Source organism: Pannonibacter phragmitetus (genome assembly GCF_050510895.1).
GTDB classification, from domain to species: domain Bacteria; phylum Pseudomonadota; class Alphaproteobacteria; order Rhizobiales; family Stappiaceae; genus Pannonibacter; species Pannonibacter phragmitetus_B.
Map to the genome: position 1 here is coordinate 3,104,767 of NZ_JBNINT010000001.1, position 22,830 is coordinate 3,127,596.

At 61.6% G+C, this 22,830-nt stretch carries 21 protein-coding genes and 1 pseudogene; 11 read left to right on the plus strand and 11 right to left on the minus strand.

Going from position 1 to position 22,830, the window contains the following annotated elements:
* The first annotated feature begins 42 nt into the window (after nucleotides 1-42).
* Both ACQB61_RS14770 and ACQB61_RS14775 read left to right on the plus strand, forming a co-directional pair.
* Nucleotides 43-1,167, plus strand: a complete 1,125-nt coding sequence (locus ACQB61_RS14770; protein WP_430513230.1) for a PA0069 family radical SAM protein — start codon at nucleotides 43-45, stop codon at nucleotides 1,165-1,167.
* A gap of 60 nt (nucleotides 1,168-1,227) precedes the next feature.
* The gene (locus tag ACQB61_RS14775) at nucleotides 1,228-1,878 is read left to right on the plus strand and encodes a ribonuclease HII (protein ID WP_430513231.1); all 651 of its coding nucleotides are present in this window, start codon (nucleotides 1,228-1,230) and stop codon (nucleotides 1,876-1,878) included.
* A 66-nt stretch (nucleotides 1,879-1,944) separates the two neighbouring features.
* On the opposite strand, the gene ACQB61_RS14780 is transcribed toward ACQB61_RS14775, so the two are convergent.
* The 8 genes from ACQB61_RS14780 to ACQB61_RS14815 form a co-directional block, all read right to left on the minus strand.
* A complete protein-coding gene (locus ACQB61_RS14780; RefSeq protein WP_430513232.1) occupies nucleotides 1,945-2,424 on the minus strand; it encodes an ATP F0F1 synthase subunit B in 480 nt (159 codons plus the stop codon).
* 11 nt (nucleotides 2,425-2,435) lie between these two features.
* Nucleotides 2,436-2,993: a F0F1 ATP synthase subunit B gene (locus ACQB61_RS14785; protein WP_430513233.1), complete on the minus strand. Its 558-nt coding sequence runs from the start codon at nucleotides 2,991-2,993 to the stop codon at nucleotides 2,436-2,438.
* Nucleotides 2,994-3,072: 79 nt separating this feature from the next.
* Nucleotides 3,073-3,300: a F0F1 ATP synthase subunit C gene (locus ACQB61_RS14790; protein ID WP_019963171.1), complete on the minus strand. Its 228-nt coding sequence runs from the start codon at nucleotides 3,298-3,300 to the stop codon at nucleotides 3,073-3,075.
* Nucleotides 3,301-3,369: 69 nt separating this feature from the next.
* A complete protein-coding gene (locus ACQB61_RS14795) occupies nucleotides 3,370-4,119 on the minus strand; it encodes a F0F1 ATP synthase subunit A (protein ID WP_430513234.1) in 750 nt (249 codons plus the stop codon).
* A 76-nt stretch (nucleotides 4,120-4,195) separates the two neighbouring features.
* Complete coding sequence (locus tag ACQB61_RS14800) at nucleotides 4,196-4,624, minus strand: AtpZ/AtpI family protein (RefSeq protein WP_430513235.1); 429 nt, start codon at nucleotides 4,622-4,624, stop codon at nucleotides 4,196-4,198.
* Nucleotides 4,625-4,830: 206 nt separating this feature from the next.
* Complete coding sequence (smc, locus tag ACQB61_RS14805; protein WP_430513236.1) at nucleotides 4,831-8,295, minus strand: chromosome segregation protein SMC; 3,465 nt, start codon at nucleotides 8,293-8,295, stop codon at nucleotides 4,831-4,833.
* 491 nt (nucleotides 8,296-8,786) lie between these two features.
* Nucleotides 8,787-9,428 carry a DsbA family protein gene (locus ACQB61_RS14810; protein ID WP_430513237.1) on the minus strand — a complete coding sequence of 214 codons (642 nt, stop codon included), beginning with the start codon at nucleotides 9,426-9,428 and terminating at the stop codon, nucleotides 8,787-8,789.
* A gap of 176 nt (nucleotides 9,429-9,604) precedes the next feature.
* Nucleotides 9,605-10,129 (minus strand): DUF721 domain-containing protein, encoded by a 525-nt coding sequence (locus ACQB61_RS14815; protein WP_430513238.1) that lies wholly within the window; start codon nucleotides 10,127-10,129, stop codon nucleotides 9,605-9,607.
* Nucleotides 10,130-10,321: 192 nt separating this feature from the next.
* Here ACQB61_RS14815 and mutY point away from each other — a divergent pair.
* The 3 genes and pseudogenes from mutY to bfr all read left to right on the plus strand — a co-directional run bounded on the left by mutY (nucleotide 10,322) and on the right by bfr (nucleotide 12,694).
* A pseudogene (gene mutY / locus ACQB61_RS14820) lies at nucleotides 10,322-11,418 on the plus strand (A/G-specific adenine glycosylase).
* A 119-nt stretch (nucleotides 11,419-11,537) separates the two neighbouring features.
* Nucleotides 11,538-12,083 carry a 2OG-Fe(II) oxygenase gene (locus tag ACQB61_RS14825; RefSeq protein ID WP_430513239.1) on the plus strand — a complete coding sequence of 182 codons (546 nt, stop codon included), beginning with the start codon at nucleotides 11,538-11,540 and terminating at the stop codon, nucleotides 12,081-12,083.
* Between the two features lie 122 nt (nucleotides 12,084-12,205).
* On the plus strand, nucleotides 12,206-12,694 hold the full coding sequence (gene bfr, locus ACQB61_RS14830; protein ID WP_430513240.1) for a bacterioferritin: 489 nt from the start codon (nucleotides 12,206-12,208) through the stop codon (nucleotides 12,692-12,694).
* Between the two features lie 300 nt (nucleotides 12,695-12,994).
* Here bfr and ACQB61_RS14835 read toward each other — a convergent pair whose 3' ends face one another.
* Nucleotides 12,995-14,593, minus strand: a complete 1,599-nt coding sequence (locus ACQB61_RS14835) for an EAL domain-containing protein (RefSeq protein ID WP_430513241.1) — start codon at nucleotides 14,591-14,593, stop codon at nucleotides 12,995-12,997.
* Between the two features lie 352 nt (nucleotides 14,594-14,945).
* Between ACQB61_RS14835 and ACQB61_RS14840 the strand changes: the two genes are divergently transcribed.
* From ACQB61_RS14840 to ACQB61_RS14860, 5 genes are all read left to right on the plus strand, one after another.
* A complete protein-coding gene (locus tag ACQB61_RS14840; protein ID WP_430513242.1) occupies nucleotides 14,946-15,413 on the plus strand; it encodes a hypothetical protein in 468 nt (155 codons plus the stop codon).
* 370 nt (nucleotides 15,414-15,783) lie between these two features.
* Nucleotides 15,784-17,193: a sigma-54-dependent transcriptional regulator gene (locus ACQB61_RS14845; protein WP_430513243.1), complete on the plus strand. Its 1,410-nt coding sequence runs from the start codon at nucleotides 15,784-15,786 to the stop codon at nucleotides 17,191-17,193.
* A 248-nt stretch (nucleotides 17,194-17,441) separates the two neighbouring features.
* Nucleotides 17,442-17,729, plus strand: a complete 288-nt coding sequence (gene groES, locus ACQB61_RS14850; protein ID WP_019963183.1) for a co-chaperone GroES — start codon at nucleotides 17,442-17,444, stop codon at nucleotides 17,727-17,729.
* A gap of 56 nt (nucleotides 17,730-17,785) precedes the next feature.
* Complete coding sequence (gene groL, locus ACQB61_RS14855) at nucleotides 17,786-19,426, plus strand: chaperonin GroEL (protein ID WP_430513244.1); 1,641 nt, start codon at nucleotides 17,786-17,788, stop codon at nucleotides 19,424-19,426.
* A 370-nt stretch (nucleotides 19,427-19,796) separates the two neighbouring features.
* Entirely contained in the window at nucleotides 19,797-20,366 is a 570-nt protein-coding gene (locus tag ACQB61_RS14860) for a hypothetical protein (protein ID WP_430513245.1), read from the plus strand.
* 135 nt (nucleotides 20,367-20,501) lie between these two features.
* Here the strand turns inward: ACQB61_RS14860 and ACQB61_RS14865 are convergent, their stop codons facing one another.
* Entirely contained in the window at nucleotides 20,502-21,512 is a 1,011-nt protein-coding gene (locus tag ACQB61_RS14865; RefSeq protein WP_430513246.1) for a hypothetical protein, read from the minus strand.
* Nucleotides 21,513-21,717: 205 nt separating this feature from the next.
* Nucleotides 21,718-22,422, minus strand: coding sequence for a glutathione binding-like protein (locus ACQB61_RS14870; protein ID WP_430513247.1), 705 nt, complete (start codon nucleotides 22,420-22,422; stop codon nucleotides 21,718-21,720).
* Between the two features lie 170 nt (nucleotides 22,423-22,592).
* Between ACQB61_RS14870 and ACQB61_RS14875 the strand changes: the two genes are divergently transcribed.
* Nucleotides 22,593-22,799, plus strand: coding sequence for a SlyX family protein (locus tag ACQB61_RS14875; RefSeq protein ID WP_050472026.1), 207 nt, complete (start codon nucleotides 22,593-22,595; stop codon nucleotides 22,797-22,799).
* The last annotated feature ends 31 nt before the right edge of the window (nucleotides 22,800-22,830 follow it).

Here is a 22,830-nt window from a genome sequence, read left to right on the forward strand (position 1 = left end):
CTAATGTTCTGCTTATGTTCTCACTTGGAGAGTCGCTGAAGCATGGCGCGGATTGATCAGACGGAACAGGATACACGGGAAGCTGCCATGGCCGCATTGCGCCTTGATGAGGATCTGCGGCGCGGGCGCGGGGCCGCGCTCAACATGCCGGGACGCTTCGAGAGCCAGCAACGCGAAGGCTTTGATGATGGCTGGGAGACGCCAGACGATCTGCCTCCACTGAAGACAACGGTGCAGGAGGAGAAGGCGCGCACCATCATCACCCGCAACTCCTCGCCTGACATTTCCTTTGACCGTTCGATCAACCCCTACCGGGGCTGTGAACATGGTTGCATCTATTGCTTTGCCCGGCCCAGTCACGCCTTCATGGGACTTTCCCCCGGCCTCGACTTTGAGACGCGGCTCTTCGCCAAGCCCAATGCGGCGGAGCTGCTGGAACGGGAACTGGCCCGGCCGGGCTATCAGGTGCGCACCATCGCCATCGGCACCAACACGGATCCCTACCAGCCCATCGAGCGGCGCTACAAGCTGATGCGGGAGATCTTGACTGTACTGGAGACCTACAATCACCCGGTCGCCATCGTCACCAAGTCAGCGCTGGTGCTGCGAGATGCGGATATTCTGTCGCGCATGGCAGAGAAGGGGCTTGCCAAGGTGGCGCTATCCATCACTTCGCTCGACAAGGATCTTGTACGCACGCTGGAGCCGCGTGCCAGCGCGCCGCACCGGCGCCTGGCGGCCCTGAAGGGCCTGTCGGAGGCCGGCATTCCGGCTTCCGTAATGATGGCGCCGGTAATCCCGGCCCTGACCGACAGCGAGATCGAAGCTCTTCTGGAGGCCGCCGCAGAGCATGGCGCAACCGAGGCGGGCTACATCCTGCTGCGCCTGCCGCTGGAAGTGTCCGAGCTGTTCCGCGACTGGCTTCTGCGCAACCGGCCGGACCGCTACCGCCATGTTATGAACATTCTGCGCTCCATGCGCGGCGGGAAGGACTACGACGCGGAATGGGGACAGCGGATGCGCGGGCTCGGTCCCTATGCCCAGCAGATCGGCCAGCGCTTCAGCCTTGCCTGCAAGCGGCTGGGACTGAACCAGCGGCGCAAGAAGCTGAATATGGAGCTTTTCACCCCACCGCAGGTGGGCGGGGTGCAGCTTTCCCTTTTCTGATATAGCGCGTGGCAGGTCCAAGCCCTTGCATTGCTGCAGGGAATCATCACGATCCGCTGCATGAGCAAGGCCCCTTCCCTTTTTGATCTGCGATTCGGCGAAACGCTGGACCCAATGCTTGAAGCTGCACATGCATCAGGCCTCAACGGCGCATTATGCGGTGTCGATGAGGCGGGACGTGGCCCTTGGGCCGGGCCCGTCGTCACGGCAGCCGTGATCCTCGACTACGCGAACCTGCCAGTAGGGCTGAACGATTCGAAGAAGCTTACGGAAAGCCGCCGCAATACCCTCTATGACGAGATCTGCGCTACGGCTTTCGTCAGTGTTGCCAGCAGTTCGGCCGCCACAATCGACCGGATGAACATCCGGGCTGCAACTCTGGACGCCATGCGCCGCGCCGTGGCTGGCCTCTCTCGGAAGGCAGGCTATGTTCTGGTGGATGGCCGCGATGTGCCACCGGGCCTTGGGGTGGATGGGCAGGCGCTGATCAAGGGCGATGGGCGGTGTCTTGCCATCGCTGCTGCCTCAATCATTGCCAAGGTAACCCGTGACCGGATGATGGAGCGGGCAGACGGGCTTTTTCCCGGCTACGGCTTTGCCGTGCACAAGGGCTATGGCGTACCAGCCCATGCCAGCGCCTTGACGGCGCTCGGCCCCTGTCCCCTTCACCGCATGTCGTTCCGGCCCGTGGCCGCAGCAGTGCGGAATTGACCTTCACGCGCAACAAAAAGCGGCCCGCAAGGGCCGCTTTCATGAGATCAGTGATCCGGTCCAGCTTCAGTTGAGGCCAGACTTGACCTGTTCGATGCTCTTTGCCGTCAGACCCTCGGCAACGGACCCCGTCACCTTGGCCACCAGCATGCTTTCCGCAGCAGCAACCGCCAGATCAGCAGCCTTTGCCTTCACTTCCGCGATGGCATGAGCTTCGGCCTGGGCAATCTTGTCTTCAGCAGACTTGGTGCGGCGGGCAATCAGCTCTTCCAGAGACCGGGTGGTCTCAAGCGTCAGCTGCTCTGCCTCTGCACGGGCCTCAGCCACGATTGCTTCAGCTTCGGCTTCGGCTTCGTGACGGCGGCGCTGATAGTCTGCCAGGAGCGCCTGAGCTTCTTCACGAAGCTTGCGGGCCTCCTCCAGATCCGTGCGGATCTTGACTGCGCGGCTATCGAGCGCTGCCGAGATCTTGGCCGGAATACCGAGCCAGGCGATCAGGACAAAGAACAGGATCAGGCCGACCAGTGCCCAGAATGATGCATCCATGACCGGTCTCCTTACTTAGCCGCAGCCTGAACGGCAGCGTCTGCTTCAGCCTTGGCCGGAGCCACGCCGATGAGAGCTTCCACCAGGGCAGAAGATGTCTCGCTGGCGATCTCACCAACCTGGGCAAGAGCCTTGTCCTTGATGGACGAGATGTGCGCATCGGCCTCTGCCAGCTTGGCCGCAAGGCCCTGCTCGGCGGTGGCGCGGCGTGCATCCGTTTCAGCCTTGAGCTTTTCGCGGGTGTCCTGCGCGATGGCACGTGCACGGGCACGGGCTTCGGACAGGGCCTGCTCATAAGCAGCAATGGCCTCGTCGGTCTCGCGCTTCAGGCGCTCGGCTTCCGACATGTCGCCCGCGATGCGGTCGTGACGGTCCTCGAGGATACCAGCGATACGCGGCAGCGCCACATTCTTCATGATCCAGTAGAAGACCACGAAGGTGACAACCAGCCAGAACAGCTGCGAGACAAAATGGGTCGGGTCGAACGGCGGGAAACCTGCCCCGTGTTCTTGTGCCGGAACGTCCAGGAGAACCTGACCGTCCACAGTAGTATGGGTTTCGCCTGCCATTATCGCCTCCGGATACCGGGAAGGCGGCGCAGGTGCGCCGCCCCCGGTCTCATTCGTTCCAATACGCCGTTAGGGACGATTAGACGGCGAACAGGAGCAGAAGGGCGATCAGCAGCGAGAAGATGCCCAGAGCTTCGGTCACGGCGAAGCCGAACACCAGACGGCCGAACTGGCCATCAGCGGCGGACGGGTTACGCAGAGCGCCCGACAGGAAGTTGGAGAAGATGTTACCCAGAGCCAGGGCGACGAGGCCCATGCCGAGAGCGGCGATACCAGCGCCAATGAACTTTGCTGCTTCTGCTTCCATGACACGTGCTCCTAATTGACGTTTGTCAGCGTTGTCAGGCGGCCTTTGCGGCCACATGAGTTGGTGAGTTTAGTGAGACGGGTGAAGGGCGTCGTTGAGGTACATGCAGGTCAGCAGCGTGAACACATACGCCTGCAGGAACGCAACGAGGAACTCCAGTGCCGTCAGCGCCACCGTCATCCCGAGCGGAAGGACGGCCCCGAACATGCCAGCTGCACCCATGGCGCTCATGCTGACAACGAACCCGGCGAACACCTTGAGGGTGATATGGCCCGCCAGCATGTTCGCGAAAAGACGAACGGAGAGGCTGATCGGGCGGGAAAGGAACGAGATCACTTCGATCGGCGCAACAAGCGGCACCAGTGCGCCCGGCACACCGGCCGGAACGAAGAGGTGCAGGAAGTGCAGCCCGTGACGGGCGAAGCCGTAGACCATGACCGTCAGGATCACGAGCATAGCCAGAGCGAAGGTCACGATGATCTGGCTGGTGATCGTGTAGAAGTATGGGAACATGCCGAGCAGGTTCGCGACCAGCACGAACATGAACAGCGAGAACACCAGCGGGAAGAAGCGCATGCCTTCCGTCCCGGCGCCATTGCGCAGCATCCCGGCCACGAATTCGTAGCTCAGCTCTGCCATGGACTGCCAGCGGGACGGGATCAGGCCGCGGCTGGAAGACGAGAAAATCAGGAACGCCGCAGCGGTAATGACCGTCACCACCATAAACAGGGCGGAATTGGTGAAGGACAGATCGATACCGCCGACCTCAATCGGGACGAGCGTCTTGATATGAAACTGATGGATCGGATCGTTCGCCACCGGTCAACCTTCGTTCTATCGTTCACAAAGCGCTGTTTGCGCGGGCTCTTAGTCGTCACACCGCCGTCACGTCAAGTCACTTTCGGGGAGAATCCTGAGAAGACTCATCAGAATCTTCATCTTTCTCACCCGGTGTGACCGGCTTGCGCCAGGCCTCTCCCTGTTCAGGCACCACTCCGGCTGACCTGAGCACATTGAGAATCCCCGCACCGAACCCCAGCAGAATGAAAACGACAAGCCCGATGGGCATCGTTCCCAGCCACTGATCCAGGAGCCAGCCAATCATGCCGCCCGCCACGATGCCTGCAATGAACTCCGAAGAGAGCTTCATTGCCTGTGCCATGCCGGCCGTCGAACTGCGGCTCGCCTTTGCCTCTGCGCGTATTTCGCTTTGGCGGCGCTCTTCCAGCAGCTGATTGAGCTTCTCCCGTCGAGACGACAGGTCAGCTTCGGAAATTTCAGAGGATCCTTCTTTGGCATCCCCTTGTTGCGGCGAACGGTCCATAGGTCCCTCACATCCAACAAAGGAAACGCCGACCCTCCGTCGCCCCCTTAAGCCGGGCGCACAATAGTCGGCACCACCTGCCCTGTCAAGAACATGGATATGGAATTCAACTTATTGAAACGATTGATTTTTCCGGTTCCGTGAACAAGTTCCGGCGCGACTTTTCCGCCCTGTTTGCCCTTGCCTTGCCACAGTTCGGTGTTTCGTCATACCGCGTCGCGGAATCGCTCTGCGGTTTCAAGGTCCACGGACACCAGCTGCGATACGCCGCGTTCGGCCATGGTGACGCCGAACAAGCGGTTCATCCGTGCCATGGTGATCGGGTTGTGGGTGATCACCACGAAGCGCGTCTCTGTGCGCCTCGCCATTTCTTCCAGTAGGTCGCAGTAGCGCTCCACATTGGCGTCGTCCAGCGGCGCATCCACTTCGTCGAGCACACAGATCGGCGCCGGATTGGTCAGGAACACCGCAAAAATCAGTGCCATGGCCGTCAACGCCTGCTCGCCGCCCGACAGCAGCGTCATGGTCTGCGGCTTTTTGCCCGGCGGACGGGCGACGATTTCCAGGCCGGCATCCAGTGGGTCATCGCTGTCCACCAGCTGAAGTTCTGCCGTGCCGCCACCGAAGAGATGGGTGAACAGGCGCTGAAAATGGCCGTTGACGATCTCGAAGGAAGCCAGCAGGCGCTCGCGCGCCTCGCGGTTGAGGTTGGAAATGCCGGTGCGCAGTCGCTTGATCGCCTCGATCAGATCGTCACGCTCGCGGGCAAGCGTCTCGCGCTGGGTGTCGATCTCCGCAAGTTCGTCATCAGCGCGCAGGTTCACCCCGCCCAGCCGCTCGCGCTCGGCCTTCAGCCGCTCCAGCTTGCGCTCCATGCTTTCCGGGTCCGGCAGCGGCGCACCTTCGGTGAAGCCCGCCAGCTCCGGCAGCTGGATCAACGGCACATCCAGCGCTTCCGAAATGCGGGCAATAACTGCCTCCACACGCTCACGGGCGGCGGCCACGCGCTCTTCGGCGCGCACGTGCCCTTCACGGGCACGGAACAGCACTTCCTGCGCCTCCCGTGCCATGCGGTCAACATCTGACAGGGAAGCCTCGGCCTTCACAAGTGTGTCGTCCGCCTCCTGCTTGGCAGCCTCCGCCTTGGCAAAGGCGCTGAAAAGGTCGCGGCGGCGGATCTCGATGTCCTCCGGCGCCTCGATCAGCTCCTGCCGCTCGTCCACCGCCTCGCCCATGCGGGCGCGCAGCGTTTCGATCTGCGAAGTGGCATTGGCAGCGCGGCTGCGCCAGCTTTCATGCTCGCGGGCAATTGCCTCCAGCCGCCGGTCGCGCATCTGCTTTTCGCGGGCGATGCTGTCGGCCATCACCCGTGCCTCGGACAGGGCGCTACGGGCGGCGGCCAGCTGTGTGTGAAGCTGATGGATTTCCTCCGTCAGCCCGCCTGAGTCCGGTAGTTCCTCCAGCCGTTCAGCCGCTTCCTCCACCCGTTCGGCGGCCTCTTCGGCTTCGGCGGACAGGCGCCGCGCCAGATCCTCTGCGCCCTGCAGACGGAGCGCCAGCTGGGAGAGCACCCGCTCTGCTGCCATCAGCGCTTCACGAGCGTCGCTCAGGGCCTTTTGGTGATCGCGCAACTGCTGGCGTGCCGCTTGTTCCCGCTCCCCGGCCTGCTGCACCCGCGCGGAAGCCATTTCCAGCGCCTCACGGGCCGTCTCAACACGCTCTCCGGCAATCTCGATTTCGCCAGCCAAAGCGGCGAGCCGGTTGCGCTGTGCCAGCCGCTGGGCCGCAGGCGTCGGAGCGTCCGCAGCGACAGTGAAGCCATCCCAGCGCCACAGGTGCCCTTCGCGGGAAACAAGCCGCTGACCCGGTTTCAGCAGTGCCTGAAGACGTGGCCCCTCTTCCGCTGAAACAACACCGATCTGCGCCAGACGGCGGCGCAGCTCAGCGGGGGCCTGGACCTCCGCTGCCAGTGGGCTCGCGCCGGATGGCAGGGGAGAATCAGCTGCCGCCGCGTTTTCTGCCGTTCCCGACCAGCGCACGGGCGCGCCCTCGTCCAGCGAGGCTTCCAGATCATCGCCCAGCGCTGCACCCAAGGCCGTTTCCAGGCCGGGCTTCACGGTCATGCTGTCGACCACAGGCGCATGCGCCCCGGCGGCCACCATATTGAGCACGCTTTCCAGCGTGCGGGCTTCGGTCTCAAGGCGTTGCAGAACTCGCTCGGTTTCGGCCAGCGGCGCACGGGCGCCCTGCTCCGCCTCACGGGCGTTGCGGGTGTCCTGTTCGGCCGTCTCAAGCCGCTCTTCAGCCTCCAGAACGGCCGCCTCGCGCAGCTCCACCTCTTCAGCACGCTCGGCAACGCCGTCGGCGGCATCCATTTCGGCCCGCAGTGCCTCATACATCCGGGAGGCATCGGCAGACTGGGAGCGCAAGCGCTCGGCCTTGCCACGTGCTTCATCCAGCGTACGCTGCATCTGCTGGCGCTGCGCCGTCACACGGGCCTCGGCTGCGGTCTTCTCGTTGAGAACTTCCTCAAGATCGCGAACCTTGCTGCCCGCGTCCTCGACGCGCTCCGCAGCAAGTTCGGCACGTTCGGCAGCGGTTTCGGCTTCTTCCAGCAGTTCGGCCCGCTCTTCGGCAAGCCGCTCGAGAACCTCGCTGTTTTCCTCAATCATCCGCTCTTCGCGGGCAAGATCCTCCGCCAGCTGAACAAGGCGGCGATTGAGGTCCACCAGCTTTTCACGCACGCGCCGGTCTTCAGCATCCAGCTCATTGCGGGCGATGACCAGCCGCTGCAGGGCGGCACCGGCACGCGCCGCAGCATCGCGTATCTCCGGCAGGCGGTGGGAGGCGATAGCTTGCGTCTTTGCGGCCTCTGTCTGCGCTTCCGCAGCCGCCACCACCTCGGCACGCGAAGCGGTGAACATGCGGTCCGCCTCCTCCAGCCCCTCACGGGCCTCGTTCAGGCGCAGATACAATATCGCCGCTTCCGCAGACCGTATCTCTGAAGACAGATTGCGGTAGCGTGCCGCCTGCCGGGACTGGCGGCGCAAGCTGTCGAGCTGGCCGTCAATCTGCACCAGAACGTCTTCCAGACGCTCGAGATTCTGCTCCGCAGCGCGCAGCCGGATCTCCGCCTCGTTGCGCCGGCTGTGCAGACCAGAGATGCCTGCCGCCTCTTCCAGGATCTGACGGCGGGAGGTGGGTTTGGCGGAGATCAACTCGCCGATCTGCCCCTGACGCACCATGGCAGGTGAACGGGCACCGGTTGAGGCATCGGCGAACAGCAGCTGCACATCACGGGCACGCACGTCGCGCGAGTTGATGCGGTAGACAGACCCTGCCTCACGCTCGATACGGCGGCTGACTTCCAGCATGTCGCTGTCGTTGAAGCCGGTGGGCGCCTTGCGGTCGGCGTTGTCGAGGAAGAGCGTGACTTCCGCCGTGTTGCGGGCCGGGCGGTTGAGGCTGCCCGAAAAGATCACGTCGTCCATGCCGGAGGCGCGCATGTTCTTGTAGGAGTTTTCTCCCATCACCCAGCGCAAAGCCTCGACAAGATTGGACTTGCCGCAGCCGTTGGGGCCAACAACGCCGGTCAGCCCCTCACCGATGACGAATTCCATCGGCTCCACGAAGGACTTGAATCCGGCCACGCGCAGCTTGTTGAACTTCACGCCGCGCCTCCAACCGTGTGGAGGAGGGAATGGACTGACACGCCGGAGATCTGGCCGCAGCGCCCCTCTCCCCCTTGAGGGGGAGATGTCTGCGACAGCAGACAGAGGGGGTAAAAGCGTATCAGCACGCCGCAAGTGTCCGGAGTTAGCGAGGGGCTGCATACCCCCTCTGCCCCAGCCAGGGCACAGCCGTCCCTCCCCGGCCATAGGGCCGGGCAGGCAGAAGCCATTACCCTGTCGAGCATTTCTGTCACGCGTATGCGCCCCGGAAAGATGCCGCCAGCCCAGGGCCAGACAGCTGCGGGGCATGGCTCCCCAGCCATACCCTTTGGAACAGACTCCGGCTGACGAGAGGGGCTCTTGTCAAGGAAAAGCCGCGGCATGCCGCACGGATCAAACCGCCAATTGCGGGAATAGCGGGGAAAACGGCAATAAAACACCCCGCCGCAGCGGTCCTGCGGCGGGGTGGAAGCTCAACCGGAGCCGCGGGCTCAGAGGTGCTTGTCGATCACCTTGGCAAACTCGTCGAACGAGGCAGCGCCGACAATACGCTCGCCATTGACGAAGAAGGTCGGGGTCGAATTGACGCCGAATTCCTTGGAGGCCCGTTCCTGCACGGCGGTAATGCCATCCAGAAGCTGCTGGTTGCCAAGGCACGCCTCGAAGCTTTCCTGCGTGAAGCCCAGCTGCTTGGAGAAGTTCAGCATCGAGTTGTACGGATCCTGCGTGAACGCCCAGCTGCGCTGATCAGCGAACATGGCCGAAACCACATCATAGTACTTGTCCTTGGGCGCACAGCGGGCCAGCATGAAGCCGCCTGAGGCAACCGGATCAAGCGGGAACTCGCGCAGGATAAGCTTCGCCTTACCCGTGTCGATATACTGCTTCTTCAGCTCCGGCAGCGTGTTCTTGTGGAAGTTGGCACAATGGCCGCAGGTCATCGACGCGTATTCGATGATGGTCACCGGTGCATCTTCATTGCCAAGCACAATGTCACCGAGGGGGCCCGGCTCCATCAGCTTCGCAACATCTGCCGATTGGGCAAAGGCCGGAACGGAGGTTACCAGGGCGGCGGCAAAGGTGGTTGCGGCGGCGCTGGCCAGAAGCTGTCTGCGGGTAAGGTTCACGATCATATCCTGCCTGATACTGTTTGGCGGTCGCAGTCATGTGCCCGCTTGCAAGGGACACGTCAACCGGACAGTGCAATTGTGGCAGCAGTGGGAAACACACGTGTCCGTGATGTCAAAAGCCTGCCGCATCGGCAGAACGGCATATGGATGGCGGAAATTTGTCTCGTTAACGGCCCTGCTCAGCTGCCGGAAGAACGGGCAATGACCTGCTTGCCGAGGGTTTCGAGCGCCTGGCGCAGGCCCTTGTGCTCAAGCCCGTCAAGCTTCGCATCCAGCTTCTTCTGCTCATCATCCGTCAATGCACGCAGAACAGGCCGCTGTTTTTTCACTGGCACAGTCACGGTTTTTTGAACAATTCGGATGCGGCCCACCGCTGCCCAACCGAAGTAAGCGTTGATGCGTTCCAGCACGATGGGCATGTCGTGGGTCAGCATCAGAGCCGTTGCCCCATCGGTGTTGACCACAAGGGTTGCCGGTTCCGGCACGCCTGAACCATCCCTGTCCGGCGTGCGCGGCCAGATCAGCCGCTCGGGCCGCACCCTTTCGCCGTAACGCTCGCCAACGATATCCGGCCAGCTGGCAACCAGATCGGCCGAGGCAAAGCCACGCTTGCGGAAGACGGGCTCCATCGCCTTGCCGATCAGATCGGCAAGCGGACGCGACTGCACCCGCCCCTGTCTGCCCGATCCGCCCAAGCTGCTCATCGCTGTGCCCAGTTCCCTCTGCGGCGGGCGCATTGTGCCCGCATCTCCATGTCAAACTCCTCCTTGCAGTTTGCGCCGAAATCAAGACCAGCCTCTTAACGCTCAAATGACGGGGCATTTTCACCTGCTTTTCCCCAGTTGCCGCACATGGCGAGCCTTGATTTACCGCCACTCACGGCCAAGCTTTGCGCCATGGACGCATCATCTTCGCCCCTTCTGCAGGAACAGGCCGCCGCTCAGCGCGCACAAGAGCTTCTGGCCTGGTACGACCGCAATGCCCGTGCCCTACCCTGGCGCGTGCCGCCGCATGAGCGGGCGGTGGGTGTTATCCCTGATCCTTACCGGGTGTGGCTGTCGGAGATCATGCTGCAGCAGACGACCGTTGCCGCAGTGAAGGATTACTTCCTGGCTTTCACCGCCAAATGGCCGCGGGTTACGGATCTGGCCAACGCTGAAACCGATGACGTGATGAAGGCATGGGCCGGACTGGGGTATTACTCCCGCGCCCGCAACCTGAAGGCCTGCGCTGAAAAGGTGGCCTTCGAGTTTGGCGGCCGTTTTCCCGAGACGGAAGAAGGCCTCAAGGCCCTGCCCGGCATCGGCCCCTATACGGCGGCAGCCATCGCCGCCATTGCCTTTGACCAGCGCGCTGCCGTCGTGGACGGCAATGTGGAGCGCGTTCTGTCGCGGCTGCATTTGATCGAAGAGCCGCTACCCGGCGCTAAGCCTGCAATCCGTGCGGCTATGGATGCACTGACGCCTGAAGAAAGACCTGGCGACTTTGCGCAGGCCGTGATGGACCTGGGCGCGACCATCTGCACCCCGCGCCGCCCGGCGTGTGCTCTGTGCCCCTGGAGCGCAGCTTGCGAAGGCCGCCGTCAGGGTATCGCCGACACCTTGCCCCGTAAGGCTGCAAAGACAGAGAAACCAACCCGGCGGGGCGCGGCCTTTGTCATGCTGCGGAATGCCAATGGCGCCCTTGCCCTGCGCAAGCGCCCGCCCAAGGGGCTTTTGGGCGGCATGGCCGAAGTGCCTGGCACGGTCTGGAGCACGGATTTTGCCGAAGAGACGGCGCTTTCATATGCTCCAGTCAACGCGCAGTGGCACAAGCATGCGGGCGTTGCCACGCACACCTTCACGCACTTCCACCTGGAGGTGACGGTCTACAGCGGAACATTGCCGGCAGGCACTCCCTGCCCGAGGGATTCTGGTGGTCCGAACCTGAAGACCTGGCGGATGAAGCCCTTCCGACCGTAATGCGCAAGATCATTACGCACGCAAGGCGATAGAGACCGGCGACCTCGGCCAATTTTCCATATTAATCAATACCTTGCGATTCCTCTTGCTTTTTCCATGCCGTCAGTATTGATCGCGCACCATTTCGCGTCGATCAGAAAGTTATCGGCACATGTTCAAGCATACGATGAAGGACGTTTTCACCCCTGCCGAATGCGCAGAAATCATAGCCCTCGCCGAGAATGTGGAGATGCAGGACGGGGGCTTGGTCGGCGGCATACAGCACAACATCCGCCGCGCACGTATCTCCTGGCTCGATGACCAAGGCAGCGCCGCCTTCGTCATGAACCGCATTCTGGAAACAGTGGCCTCCGCCAACCGCGAGGCTTTCCAGTTTGACATCACAGACTTTCAGGAGCGGCTGCAGGTCGCCGCTTACGACGAGACGGATGAAGGCCACTACGACTGGCATTCAGACATTGGCGATGGCGCCATCGCCCGCCAGCGCAAACTTACAATTGTCGTTCAGCTGAGCCAGCCAGACCTCTACACCGGCGGCAGCCTCGACCTTGATCTGGGCAGCGCCAAATGGGCAGCCCCCAGAGAACAAGGCTCTGCGACGCTTTTTGCCAGCTTCATGCTACACAGGGTTACCCCGGTCTCCAGCGGGCGGCGCTACTCGCTGACATGCTGGTGCCACGGACCGTCATTCCGTTGATGCGTCTCCACACTGCGGCACAGGAAAAACTGCATTTTCACAACCGCAGGGGCTGGACACAAAACATAGAACCATTCTAATGTAGATCCAGTTCAACCCCGCTGAATGAAGTGAGTCACATCATGAAGGGCAATGCCAAAGTCATCGACTGCCTCAACGAGGCCCTGTTCCTCGAACTGGGCGCCATCAACCAGTATTGGCTGCATTACCGCCTGCTGGATGACTGGGGCTATACGCGCCTTGCCAAGAAGGAGCGCGCCGAGTCGATCGAAGAGATGCAGCATGCGGACAAGCTCACGTCACGCATCATCTTCCTCGAGGGCCATCCCAACATGCAGAAGCTGGCTCCCCTGCGGATTGGCCAGACCATCAAGGAAGTGCTCGAGTGCGACCTCGCTGGCGAATATGACGCTCGCACTGCCTACGCCAAGTCCCGCGAGATCTGCCGTGAGGAAGGCGACATCGTTTCCATGCAGCTGTTCGAAGAGCTGCTGAAGGATGAGGAAGGCCACATCGACTTCCTCGAAACCCAGCTTGAACTGCTCGGCCGCATTGGCGAAGAGCGCTACGGCATGCTGCAGGCAGAACCGGCCAACGAAGTCGGCGAATAAGTCTCAGGCCCCAGAGATCCAAAGAAGCGCGCTGGCCCAGGTCAGCACGCTTTTTGTTTGGTGCAAAAGGGCTACCGGCGCCTGGCACCACCTCTCAATCGTCTTCCCGGCCAAGCGTAGCGCGAGCCGGGACCGGTGAGCCAAGGTGCCTTTGCGCGGTCTCAGTCCGATAGGCCTCGGCTCACCAGCCCCGGATCTTCGCTTCGCTTTCGTCCGGGGTAACGATGGGTGGATTTGCTATCTGATGGATGGCTTCGGAGAGCCACCTCTCCGCCCTTCGCCCATCCGTCCGGCGGCATCTCAGCTTGCGCGCTTACGCGGCGCGGGTGCAGGCATGCCCTGGAGAACCTCTGCGCGAACCGGGCGCGGCGGGGAGAAGAGATGACCCTGAGCCATGGACACATCGAAGTCCAGCAGCTCCAGAACCTGCGATTCCGTCTCCACATGGGAGGCAATCAGCGTCATGCCATAGCGGTGCAGCAGATTGCCGAAATCACCCGGATGGATGTGCCCATGGTCGGAACTGCGGCGGCCGATGAGGTAGTCCGCATGCAGCTTGGCATAGCGGAAACCACGCTCGGCCAGTGACTTGAAGTCCATCTTCAGGTCATGGATCTGGTCCACAGAGAAATGGAAGCCGATCTCGGCCAGAGCGCCGAGGCTTTCCATCTCCACAACACCCATCTGCGCCACATCATCCTGCGTAAACTCGAGGATCAGCAGATCGCTGAAGCTCTTGTTGTTGCGCACGAACTCCAGGAAGCCGGGGAAGAACGTCTCGTCTGCCAGCGAAATGGAGGAGACATTGCAGAACAGCGCCGCATCGCGGTTGCGTGTCGTCAGGCGGCGGATCACCTGCACGGACCGGAACAGCAGCAGATTGTCGATCCGCGGGATTAATCCGGACCGGATCGCTTCCGGCAGGAAGACGGCGGGCTCCAGAACCTGATCGTTGCCGTCCCTCAGGCGGGTGAAGGCCTCATAATACTTCACCCGGCGCTGTGGCAGGGTTACGATCGGTTGCAGGAAAAGATCCACCCGGTTGGCATTCAGCGCCGAGCGGATCATCTCGCGCATAGCCGGGTCTGCCTTTTGCGGAACCGGGGGCTGCGGCTGGAATGCGGTCCGCGCAGGCTCCGGCTCACTGCGGAAGCCGGGCTGCTCGAAACCGCCAAACACCGGTTCGATCCGCCCGCCGGGCATCTGCTCCTGCTGGTGCTGATGCGGCTGGTGCGGCGCGTGTTGCGGCTCCGGCTCAGGAGCGTGATGGCCCTGATGCTGCGGCGGCTGATAGGCTTGCGGCTGCTGCGCGGCATAGGCCTGCGGCTGCTGGGGCGCATCCTGATAGTAGGGCGCCTGGGCATAGGGCGGCTGCTGATACTGAGGCTGATGGGGCTGCTGGGGCGCGGCGAGCTGCGGCTGCATGTGCTGCGGCGCCTGCTCATAAGGCTGACCGTGGTAGCCAAGGCCCTGCATGGGCGCAGGGCCAGCAACGGCCCGCTGGTCCTCGATACGGGTTTCCATGTCGGACATGGCTTCCGCCATCTGCTTGACCAGCGTGCCCAGCACCTCGATTTCAGCAAAGAGCGGGTCGATTTCCTCGCGCGTGCGGCGCGGGATGGTGTGCTCAACCCCCGTCAGCCGCCCCTCGAGGTTGCTGACATCCTCATCCAGCTCAAGCAGGCGGTCTTCCAGACGCTCGACAACGTCGCTGACCTCGCCCCGGTCGCGACCACGGCCCAGCACGACCTGCACGACAATCATGGTGCACATCAACGCAAGCGATAGCGACAGCGCTTCAGCCGGCGGGCGGCCAAACTGATAAACGAGCACAGCAGCAGCCGACAGGGCAATCACGCCCATGCAGATCAGAATGATGATGGTCGCTAAACGCCCCATGCCTTTGGCCGCACTACCCCGAATCAATACTCTGTTAACGATTTTGCCCGAAAGCCACGGCAGTTCCGACTCTCAAAGCCAGCCTTTACGGGGAAAACTTTGCCTAGCGCTCTTTAAAACGCATTAACAATGGTTAACAGCGCAGTGCTGAGGCCTTCCTGCAACGAAACGGCAGCCAGCCGCAAAAAGCCTTGCAATTCGCTGCAAGAGCCATAGCCTTATCCTCAGGGGCTGAAACGGGAGGCCCGCTATCTCTTGAACAAACGGGGAGATTGGCGGAGTGGAAGGACAGTTGGCCAGTGAACGGGAGCCAAAAGCGCGCCTTGACGGCGCGGAAAGGTCTGCTCGGTCTGTGCCCGGCAAAGGCCATAGCCCGCAGACAGCCCTCAACCGCGACCTCATCCGCCTGACACTGCACAAGATCACCGGCAGCCCGGAGTTCTCCGCATCCCTGCAACTGCGCCAGTTCCTGACATTCGTGGTGGAGGCCTCTATCGCCGATCCGCCTGTCCCTCTCAAGGGCTACACCATCGCCACGCAGGCGCTGGGGCGGGACGACAGCTTCAACCCTGCAACAGATCCCATCGTCCGGGTTGAAGCGGCGAGACTGCGAAAACGCCTTGAGGATTATTATGCGGGCACCGGCCATGGCGATCCGGTGCGCATTATCATCCCCAGGGGCAGTTATCTGCCAGGCTTTCACCTCATGCCCGCGCCGGGATCCAGCCCCACGCCGGAAGCAGAACCGGAGACACGGCCAGAACTACCGCTCTCCGCCGATCCACCAGTTACGCCTCCCCCTCCAGTGCAAAGCCGCTAGGAACACTGCAAGGGCCTGGCTTTCCGGTAGCTCTTCTGCGCCCGGAGGTTTTCTTTCCGCTGATGGCGATTGCCTTCGCAGCGGGCTACGCCGCCGCGCACCTTTAGCCAGCCTCCTTTGCAGAATGCATCATAAAGTGGTGCGGCTTTGCCTGAAGCTTCACGGCACCAGAGAAAATCCGTCAGAAAAATCAACTATGAAATCGTGAGGTCCTGGCGGATTGGAAGGCTGAGCCGTCATTATTTACGAGGCTGACAACGTTTTGTTTACCACGTTTGCACGACACTCAGCCGACAGTTCAGACAAGACCTGCCTGAAGAAATCTGACAAGAGCGGGAGTAACCCGGGGATGGGGAGCCTTCCGGACCTCATGAGGTCCATTCATGTGCGCGTTCTTGACGCAAGTCCAGCGGACGCAACCCGTGCGGCCACGGTCTGTGCGCGGCTGAGCGGCGAAGTTGCCGAGCCGCTGGTCTATTCCGACCCGCGCCAATGCCTTGATGCGCTGAGCGATGCTTCAGCCGATGTGCTTATCATCGACATCGAGACGGCCGGTGGAGACGAGGCGCTTGCCCGGTTCGCCGTGCGCAGCCCCGGCGCGATCATCATCGCCACCAGTTCCCACGGTTCCGTCACGCAGGCCATGAATGCCATGCGCGCCGGAGCACATGACTTCATCGCCAAGCCCTTCACGCTGGATGCGCTGCTGAGCAAGGTGCAGGCCCAGCTCGACGGCCGGCGCCCACAGGCTCAGATTCAGAGCGCACGCCGGGACACCCCGGCCATGCGTCAGCTGGACCCTTCGACCCGCGTTCCCATTGGCCGCTTCACTGGCACATCACAGCTGATGACAGGCGTCTACAATCAGATTGGCCGCCTTGCGCCATCTGATGCTCCGGTCTTCATCACCGGCGAATCCGGCACAGGCAAAAGCCTGTGCGCCGAAGCGATCCACGTTCTTTCAGGGCGGGCTGGCAACCGCTTTGTCGCGATCAACTGTGCCGGGCTTTCGGTGGAGCGGATCGACGCGGAGCTTTTCGGTGATGGCAGCGAGGCCTATCCAGGCGCAACGGCACAGGCGGCAGGCGGCACCCTGTTCCTTGACGAAGTGAACGAGCTGGACCTGTCTCTTCAGGCCAAGCTTCTGCTTTTGCTTCAGGACAAGGGGCTGGCGAAGTCTGAGAATGGCGCGCCGAGCAGCCTGCGCATCATGTGCTCTTCCAGCCGCGATCCTCTGGCGGAGGTCGCAACAGGGCGACTGCGCGAAGACCTTTATTACCGCTTGAATGTGCTGCCCGTTCATTTGCCGCCACTGCGCGAACGGCGCGAGGACATCCTGCCGCTGGCTCTGGAGTTCCTGACCCGCTTTGCCGGTGAAGACCGCAGATCCTTCCGCGGCTTTGACGCAGATGCAGAAGCCCGGCTGGAGGCCTATGCCTGGCCCGGCAACGTCCGCCAGCTGGAGAACACCATCCGGCAGATCGTGGTGATGAACAATGGCACGGCAGTCACCTATGACATGCTGCCGCATTTCATCCGGGAAAGCTCTGCCCGCGCACGGCTTGGCAGCGACGAGGCGCGTGAGCGCCGCCGGCCTGCGCGCGGCGCCCGCCCGCTGGCTGCCATAGAGCCCCTCTGGGCGCAGGAACGGCGGATCATCGAAGATGCGCTGGATGCCTTCGACGGCAACATTGCACTGGCTGCTGCGGCACTGGAGATCAGCCCCTCGACCATCTACCGCAAGAAGCAGTCGTGGTCGGAGCGCTCTGCCGCCATGTGACCCAGAGCGGCACGGCGCAAGCCCCAAAAGCCCGAAAACCCGAGTCCTCCGGCCAACCAGGCCGGAGGATTTTTCGTTTGCTCCGGCATTGACAAGGCCCGCAGGCGCTCCTAAATCGGGGGCTGTTAGCACTCGCTGTTGAGGAGTGCTAACAAGACGCGGGGCAACCCGCGATCTCTCGAGCCATCAACATTATGGATTGCGTGCTGCTTCATATGGGGGCACGCCGCATGAGAGGAAAGAGCCAAATGACGTTTCGTCCGCTGCACGACCGTGTCGTTGTTCGTCGCGTAACCTCCGAAGAGAAGACCGCTGGCGGCATCATCATTCCGGACACCGCCAAGGAAAAGCCGCAGGAAGGCGAAGTCGTCTCCGTCGGCGCTGGCGCCCGCAAGGACAACGGCGAACTGATCCCGGTTGACGTTAAGGCTGGTGACCGCGTGCTGTTCGGCAAGTGGTCCGGCACTGAAGTCAAGATCAACGGTGAAGACCTGCTGATCATGAAGGAATCCGACATCATGGGTGTGATCGCCTGATCAGGCGGACCTCCGGATTTCACTGACATCAACCCAAATTAGAGTGAGACGATAAAATGGCTGCTAAGGACGTAAAGTTCGGTGCTGATGCCCGCGAGAAAATGCTGCGCGGCGTCGATATCCTCGCAAACGCTGTCAAGGTGACCCTCGGCCCGAAGGGCCGCAACGTCGTCCTCGACAAGGCCTTCGGCGCTCCGCGCATCACCAAGGACGGTGTGTCGGTTGCCAAGGAAATCGAGCTGGAAGACAAGTTCGAGAACATGGGCGCCCAGATGGTGCGCGAAGTGGCCTCGAAGACCAACGACATCGCCGGTGACGGCACCACCACCGCCACCGTGCTGGCTCAGTCCATCGTCAAGGAAGGTGCCAAGGCTGTTGCCGCTGGCATGAACCCGATGGATCTGAAGCGCGGCATCGACATGGCTGCTGCTGAAGCCGTGAAGCACCTCGTTGCTTCCTCCAAGAAGATCACCACTTCTGAAGAAGTTGCTCAGGTCGGCACCATTTCCGCCAACGGCGACGTGCAGGTTGGCAAGGACATTGCCGAAGCCATGCAGCGCGTCGGCAACGAAGGCGTGATCACCGTCGAGGAAGCCAAGTCTCTCGAGACTGAGCTGGAAGTCGTCGAGGGCATGCAGTTCGACCGTGGCTACCTGTCCCCGTACTTCGTCACCAACGCCGAGAAGATGCTCGCCGAGCTGGAGAAGCCCTACATTCTCCTGCACGAGAAGAAGCTCTCCAACCTGCAGGCCATGCTGCCGGTTCTCGAAGCTGTGGTGCAGTCGGGCAAGCCGCTCCTCATCATCGCTGAAGACGTCGAAGGCGAAGCTCTGGCGACCCTCGTCGTCAACAAGCTGCGCGGCGGCCTCAAGATCGCTGCTGTCAAGGCTCCGGGCTTCGGCGACCGCCGCAAGGCCATGCTGGAAGACATCGCCATCCTGACCGGCGGCACGGTGATCTCCGAAGACCTCGGCATCAAGCTGGAGAGCGTCACGCTCGACATGCTCGGCCGCGCCGAGAAGGTCTCCATCTCCAAGGAAAACACCACCATCGTTGATGGCGCTGGCTCCAAGGACGACATCGCTGGCCGCGTTGCACAGATCAAGGCGCAGATCGAGGAAACCACCTCGGACTACGACCGCGAGAAGCTGCAGGAGCGTCTGGCCAAGCTGGCTGGCGGCGTCGCCGTCATCCGCGTTGGCGGTGCGACCGAGATCGAAGTGAAGGAAAAGAAGGACCGCGTCGATGACGCCCTGAACGCAACCCGCGCTGCCGTTGAAGAAGGCATCGTCCCGGGCGGCGGCACGGCTCTGCTGCGCTCCAAGGCTGCTGTCGAGAAGCTGTCCTCCGACAACGCTGACATCCAGGCTGGCATCAAGATCGTTCTGCGCGCTCTTGAGTCCCCGATCCGTCAGATCGTCGAGAACGCCGGCGTGGAAGGCTCCATCGTCGTTGGCAAGATCCTCGAGAACAAGGACGTCACCTTCGGCTTTGACGCCCAGTCCGAGACCTATGTCAACATGATCGAAGCCGGCATCATCGACCCGACGAAGGTCGTGCGCACTGCCCTGCAGGACGCTGCTTCCGTCGCCGGTCTGCTGATCACCACCGGTGCCATGGTTGCCGAGCTTCCGAAGAAGGAAGCTCCGGCAATGCCGGGCGGCGGCATGGGCGGCATGGGCGGCATGGACTTCTAAGAAGTCCATCAGCCTCGAAATACGGAAAGGGCGGTCTTCGGGCCGCCCTTTTGCATGGCCGCCCATCAGACTAAGTCTTGAACCCGCTAGCGCGGGTTCGGGGGCGGCACGGACTTCCAAGAAGCCCATCAGCCTCGAAATACGGAAAGGGCGGTCTTCGGGCCGCCCTTTTGCATGGCCACCCATCAGACTAAGTCTTGAACCCGCTAGCGCGGGTTCGGGGGCGGCATGGACCTCTAAGAAGTCCATCAGCCTCGAAATACGGAAAGGGTGGCCCTCGGGCCGCCCTTTTGCATGGCCCCACCCCACCGGATTATATTCACATCCCTCCCCCGCCAGCGTCCTTCAAGGCAGGACAGCTGGTGCCGGGATGGTCATGAATATTCAGGAAATTCTCGCCGAGAGGTCGGTCTGGACCTCAGACTTCATGGAAGCCACGGCCCATCTGGGCGCACATGTGGCGGAGCCGTTTCTGACGACGGTCAATCTGGTGACGATCCATCAGATGACGCGCGCTGCCAAGATCGGGCTGGTCACAGCCTGGCAGGAGGACCCAGGCCTTGCGGAGGATCTGGGGGCGAGCTGGGCGTGGAGCCTGGACGACCGGCATTATCTGGTGCGCGCCCTGCGGCTGGAGCGCGAGCGGCATCTGGGGCTGAACTACTTTCCCTTTGAGGTGGATGGCATCCGCAGCCTGATTGCCGCGGCAGAAGCCGCATCCCACGGGCACCGGCATGTGCATCCGGTCTTCGTGCTCTACACCAGCTTTACCGGTCCGGAGCACCGGATGAGCGAGGGCTGCCTCTTCATTGATGCCCGGCGGATGCAGGACTTCCTGTTCAACCGCAACCGCCTAACGCTCCACCCCGCCATCGTGACACTTGAGGAGGCCCGCCATGCCGGTGCGCGGCCCTGGTACGAAATGTTCCCGCTGAAGTGAGCAGCACAGCGGCAGACGCCTTGGTCACGCCATCTGCAGCGACGTTCAAGACAGCTCCTCCTGAAGGCTGCCTCCCTAATGAAAAGCCCCGGTGCGCTGAGCCCACCGGGGCTTGGCCAAACCTTCGTCTCAGGCCTAGATCTGGAATTCGGCGATCATCTGCGCGATTGCCTTGAACTGCGCAGCTTCAGCCTGGCCGGCACCAAGAGGCGGTATCAGGTTAAAAGCACCGGGATTGAGCTGAACGTCATTCAAAGAGAACAACGGCGCGGCTGGATTCACTATCTGATTGTTATAGCCCAAGGGTGGATAATTGACTGTCTGCACACGGGGCCCGATCGCCTGCAGACGCGTAAACAGATTCTTGGTTGCAATATCCGGCGCAGGAGGAGCCGCCTGAAGGGGCGTTTGCACATCCACAGTGTTGACAGAATAGAACCTCTTCAGTCCTTCAACGGTGCAAAGGACATGGCCGCGGTGATAGTGTGCGGCAGCACCACGGCCATTCATGAACGCGTTGTAGAGTGCCGCCTGGTTCAGCTGCCCCATACCATTGTAAATGTTGGCGATGTTGTTTGCTGGAAAGCGATAGTCCCGAACGACAAACGGGTAATACTGGTACTGCACACCAGCATTCCAGCCACCGTACTTCAAACCCCAGAACGTGCCCATCAGAGCTCCTGAGGTTATGAAGATGACGCTGGAGTTGAGAGCATTGGCAGCCGGGTTGCTTGCCAGGAACGTCTCGGTCGTCCACTTGGTCGCCTTGTTGATGATCCCGGTCAACTGAGCCTGAAAGTCCTCAAGACTGACGCCGAGAACGAACATCAGCCAGTCGTCCGTGCGGTGCAAGTAGCCGTTCCAGCCGTTCACATTGTGATCATTTACCGGAACGTCATTCTGGCCCAGAGGAACATTGGGGCCTGCGGCGGCTGCATAGATGCGCGTACCTGCGTTGGTGATCGTGAAACCATCCCGGTGAAAGGGGCGGTAGCGCGTCGTCAGATAGCTGGAGCGTTGACCGTAATACATCGAAGGCAACTGCATTGCCTTGAAAGCGTCCCCCGCATTGTTGAGCCGGGCGGTTCCAAAACCGATGTTGTTTTCTTCGATAATGGAAAGCGTGGGGTTGGTTTGCGCGGTCATTGCTTGGTCTCCACAACAGCTGGGCTTCTGGCACAGGAAGCTTCCAGATAGGAGACGCACAGCAGCTGGCCGCGTGAGACCATGGGTTCTTCAAAGGAAAAGAGCGGCCAGTGGCCGCCCTTGCAGTTCCGCTCAAGCACGGGACATGCTTGAGCACCTTCAAGACCTGATGTGCCTGCATCAGACGGCTTGAGATAACCCGGTCTCAGCCCCGTGCCGGAATGTTGACCGCTTTCTGGCTGGCCGGGCGGGCCATGCAGGTTTCAAACCAGCGCAGCACGTTCTTGCGGGTAGCCAGGTCAACGTGCTCCGCTGCTTCATAGAAGCCGGAAATGGTCCGCAGCCAGGGCCAGGAGGCCATATCCGCGATTGTGTAGTCCGAGCCCATGATGAATTCACGGCCCTCAAGACGCTGATCGAGCACACCGAGCAGGCGCTTCACCTCATCACGGTAGCGCTCAAACGGACGGCGGTCCTCATATTCGCGGCCCGCGAACTTGTGGAAGAAACCGAGCTGGCCGGACATGGGGCCAAGGCCGCCCATCTGCCACATCAGCCACTGGATCGTCTCATATTTTGCGGCCGGGTCCTTCGGCAGGAACTTGCCGGTCTTTTCCGCAAGATAGATGAGGATGGCACCAGATTCCCATATGCCGAAAGGCTTTCCATCCGGGCCATTGGGGTCGATGATGGCCGGAATCTTGTTGTTCGGGTTGAGCGACAGGAACTCGGGCGTCATCTGGTCACTGGAGCCGAAGTCCACCAGATGCGGCTCATAGGCAAGGCCCGCTTCTTCCAGAAAGGCAGTAACCTTGATGCCGTTCGGCGTCGGAAGGGAGTAAAGCTGGATACGGTCAGGATGCTGGGCCGGCCACTTCCGGGTGATCGGAAAATCCGCAAGGCTTGTCATGTTCAGGCTTTCGCACTTGTGCCATAAGGCGGGAGAAGAGATAAGGCGCGAAGCAGGACGCCCCGCTTGTCTAACTTAAGCATCCTATGTGCCCTGCCAAGTCCATGCCCTGTCAGTTTTCCCGAACCAGCGGCTGAGAAACGTCCGCATATCACGAGAGGCCCCTTGCCATGATGGATGAAGACCGCGTCGTGAATCTGGAAATCGGCCTCGCCCATGCCATCCGCACCATCGACGATCTCAATGCCGTGGTTATCGAGCAGGGTAAGCAGATCGAACGGCTGACGCGTAAGCTGAGGGAAATGACGGATCAGATCGACGAGCTGATCGAGACGGGCATTTCCGCCCATCCCGTCACCCGCCCGCCGCATTATTAAGCAAGGCTGCGAAGTTCGCTTCGGTGCGCGT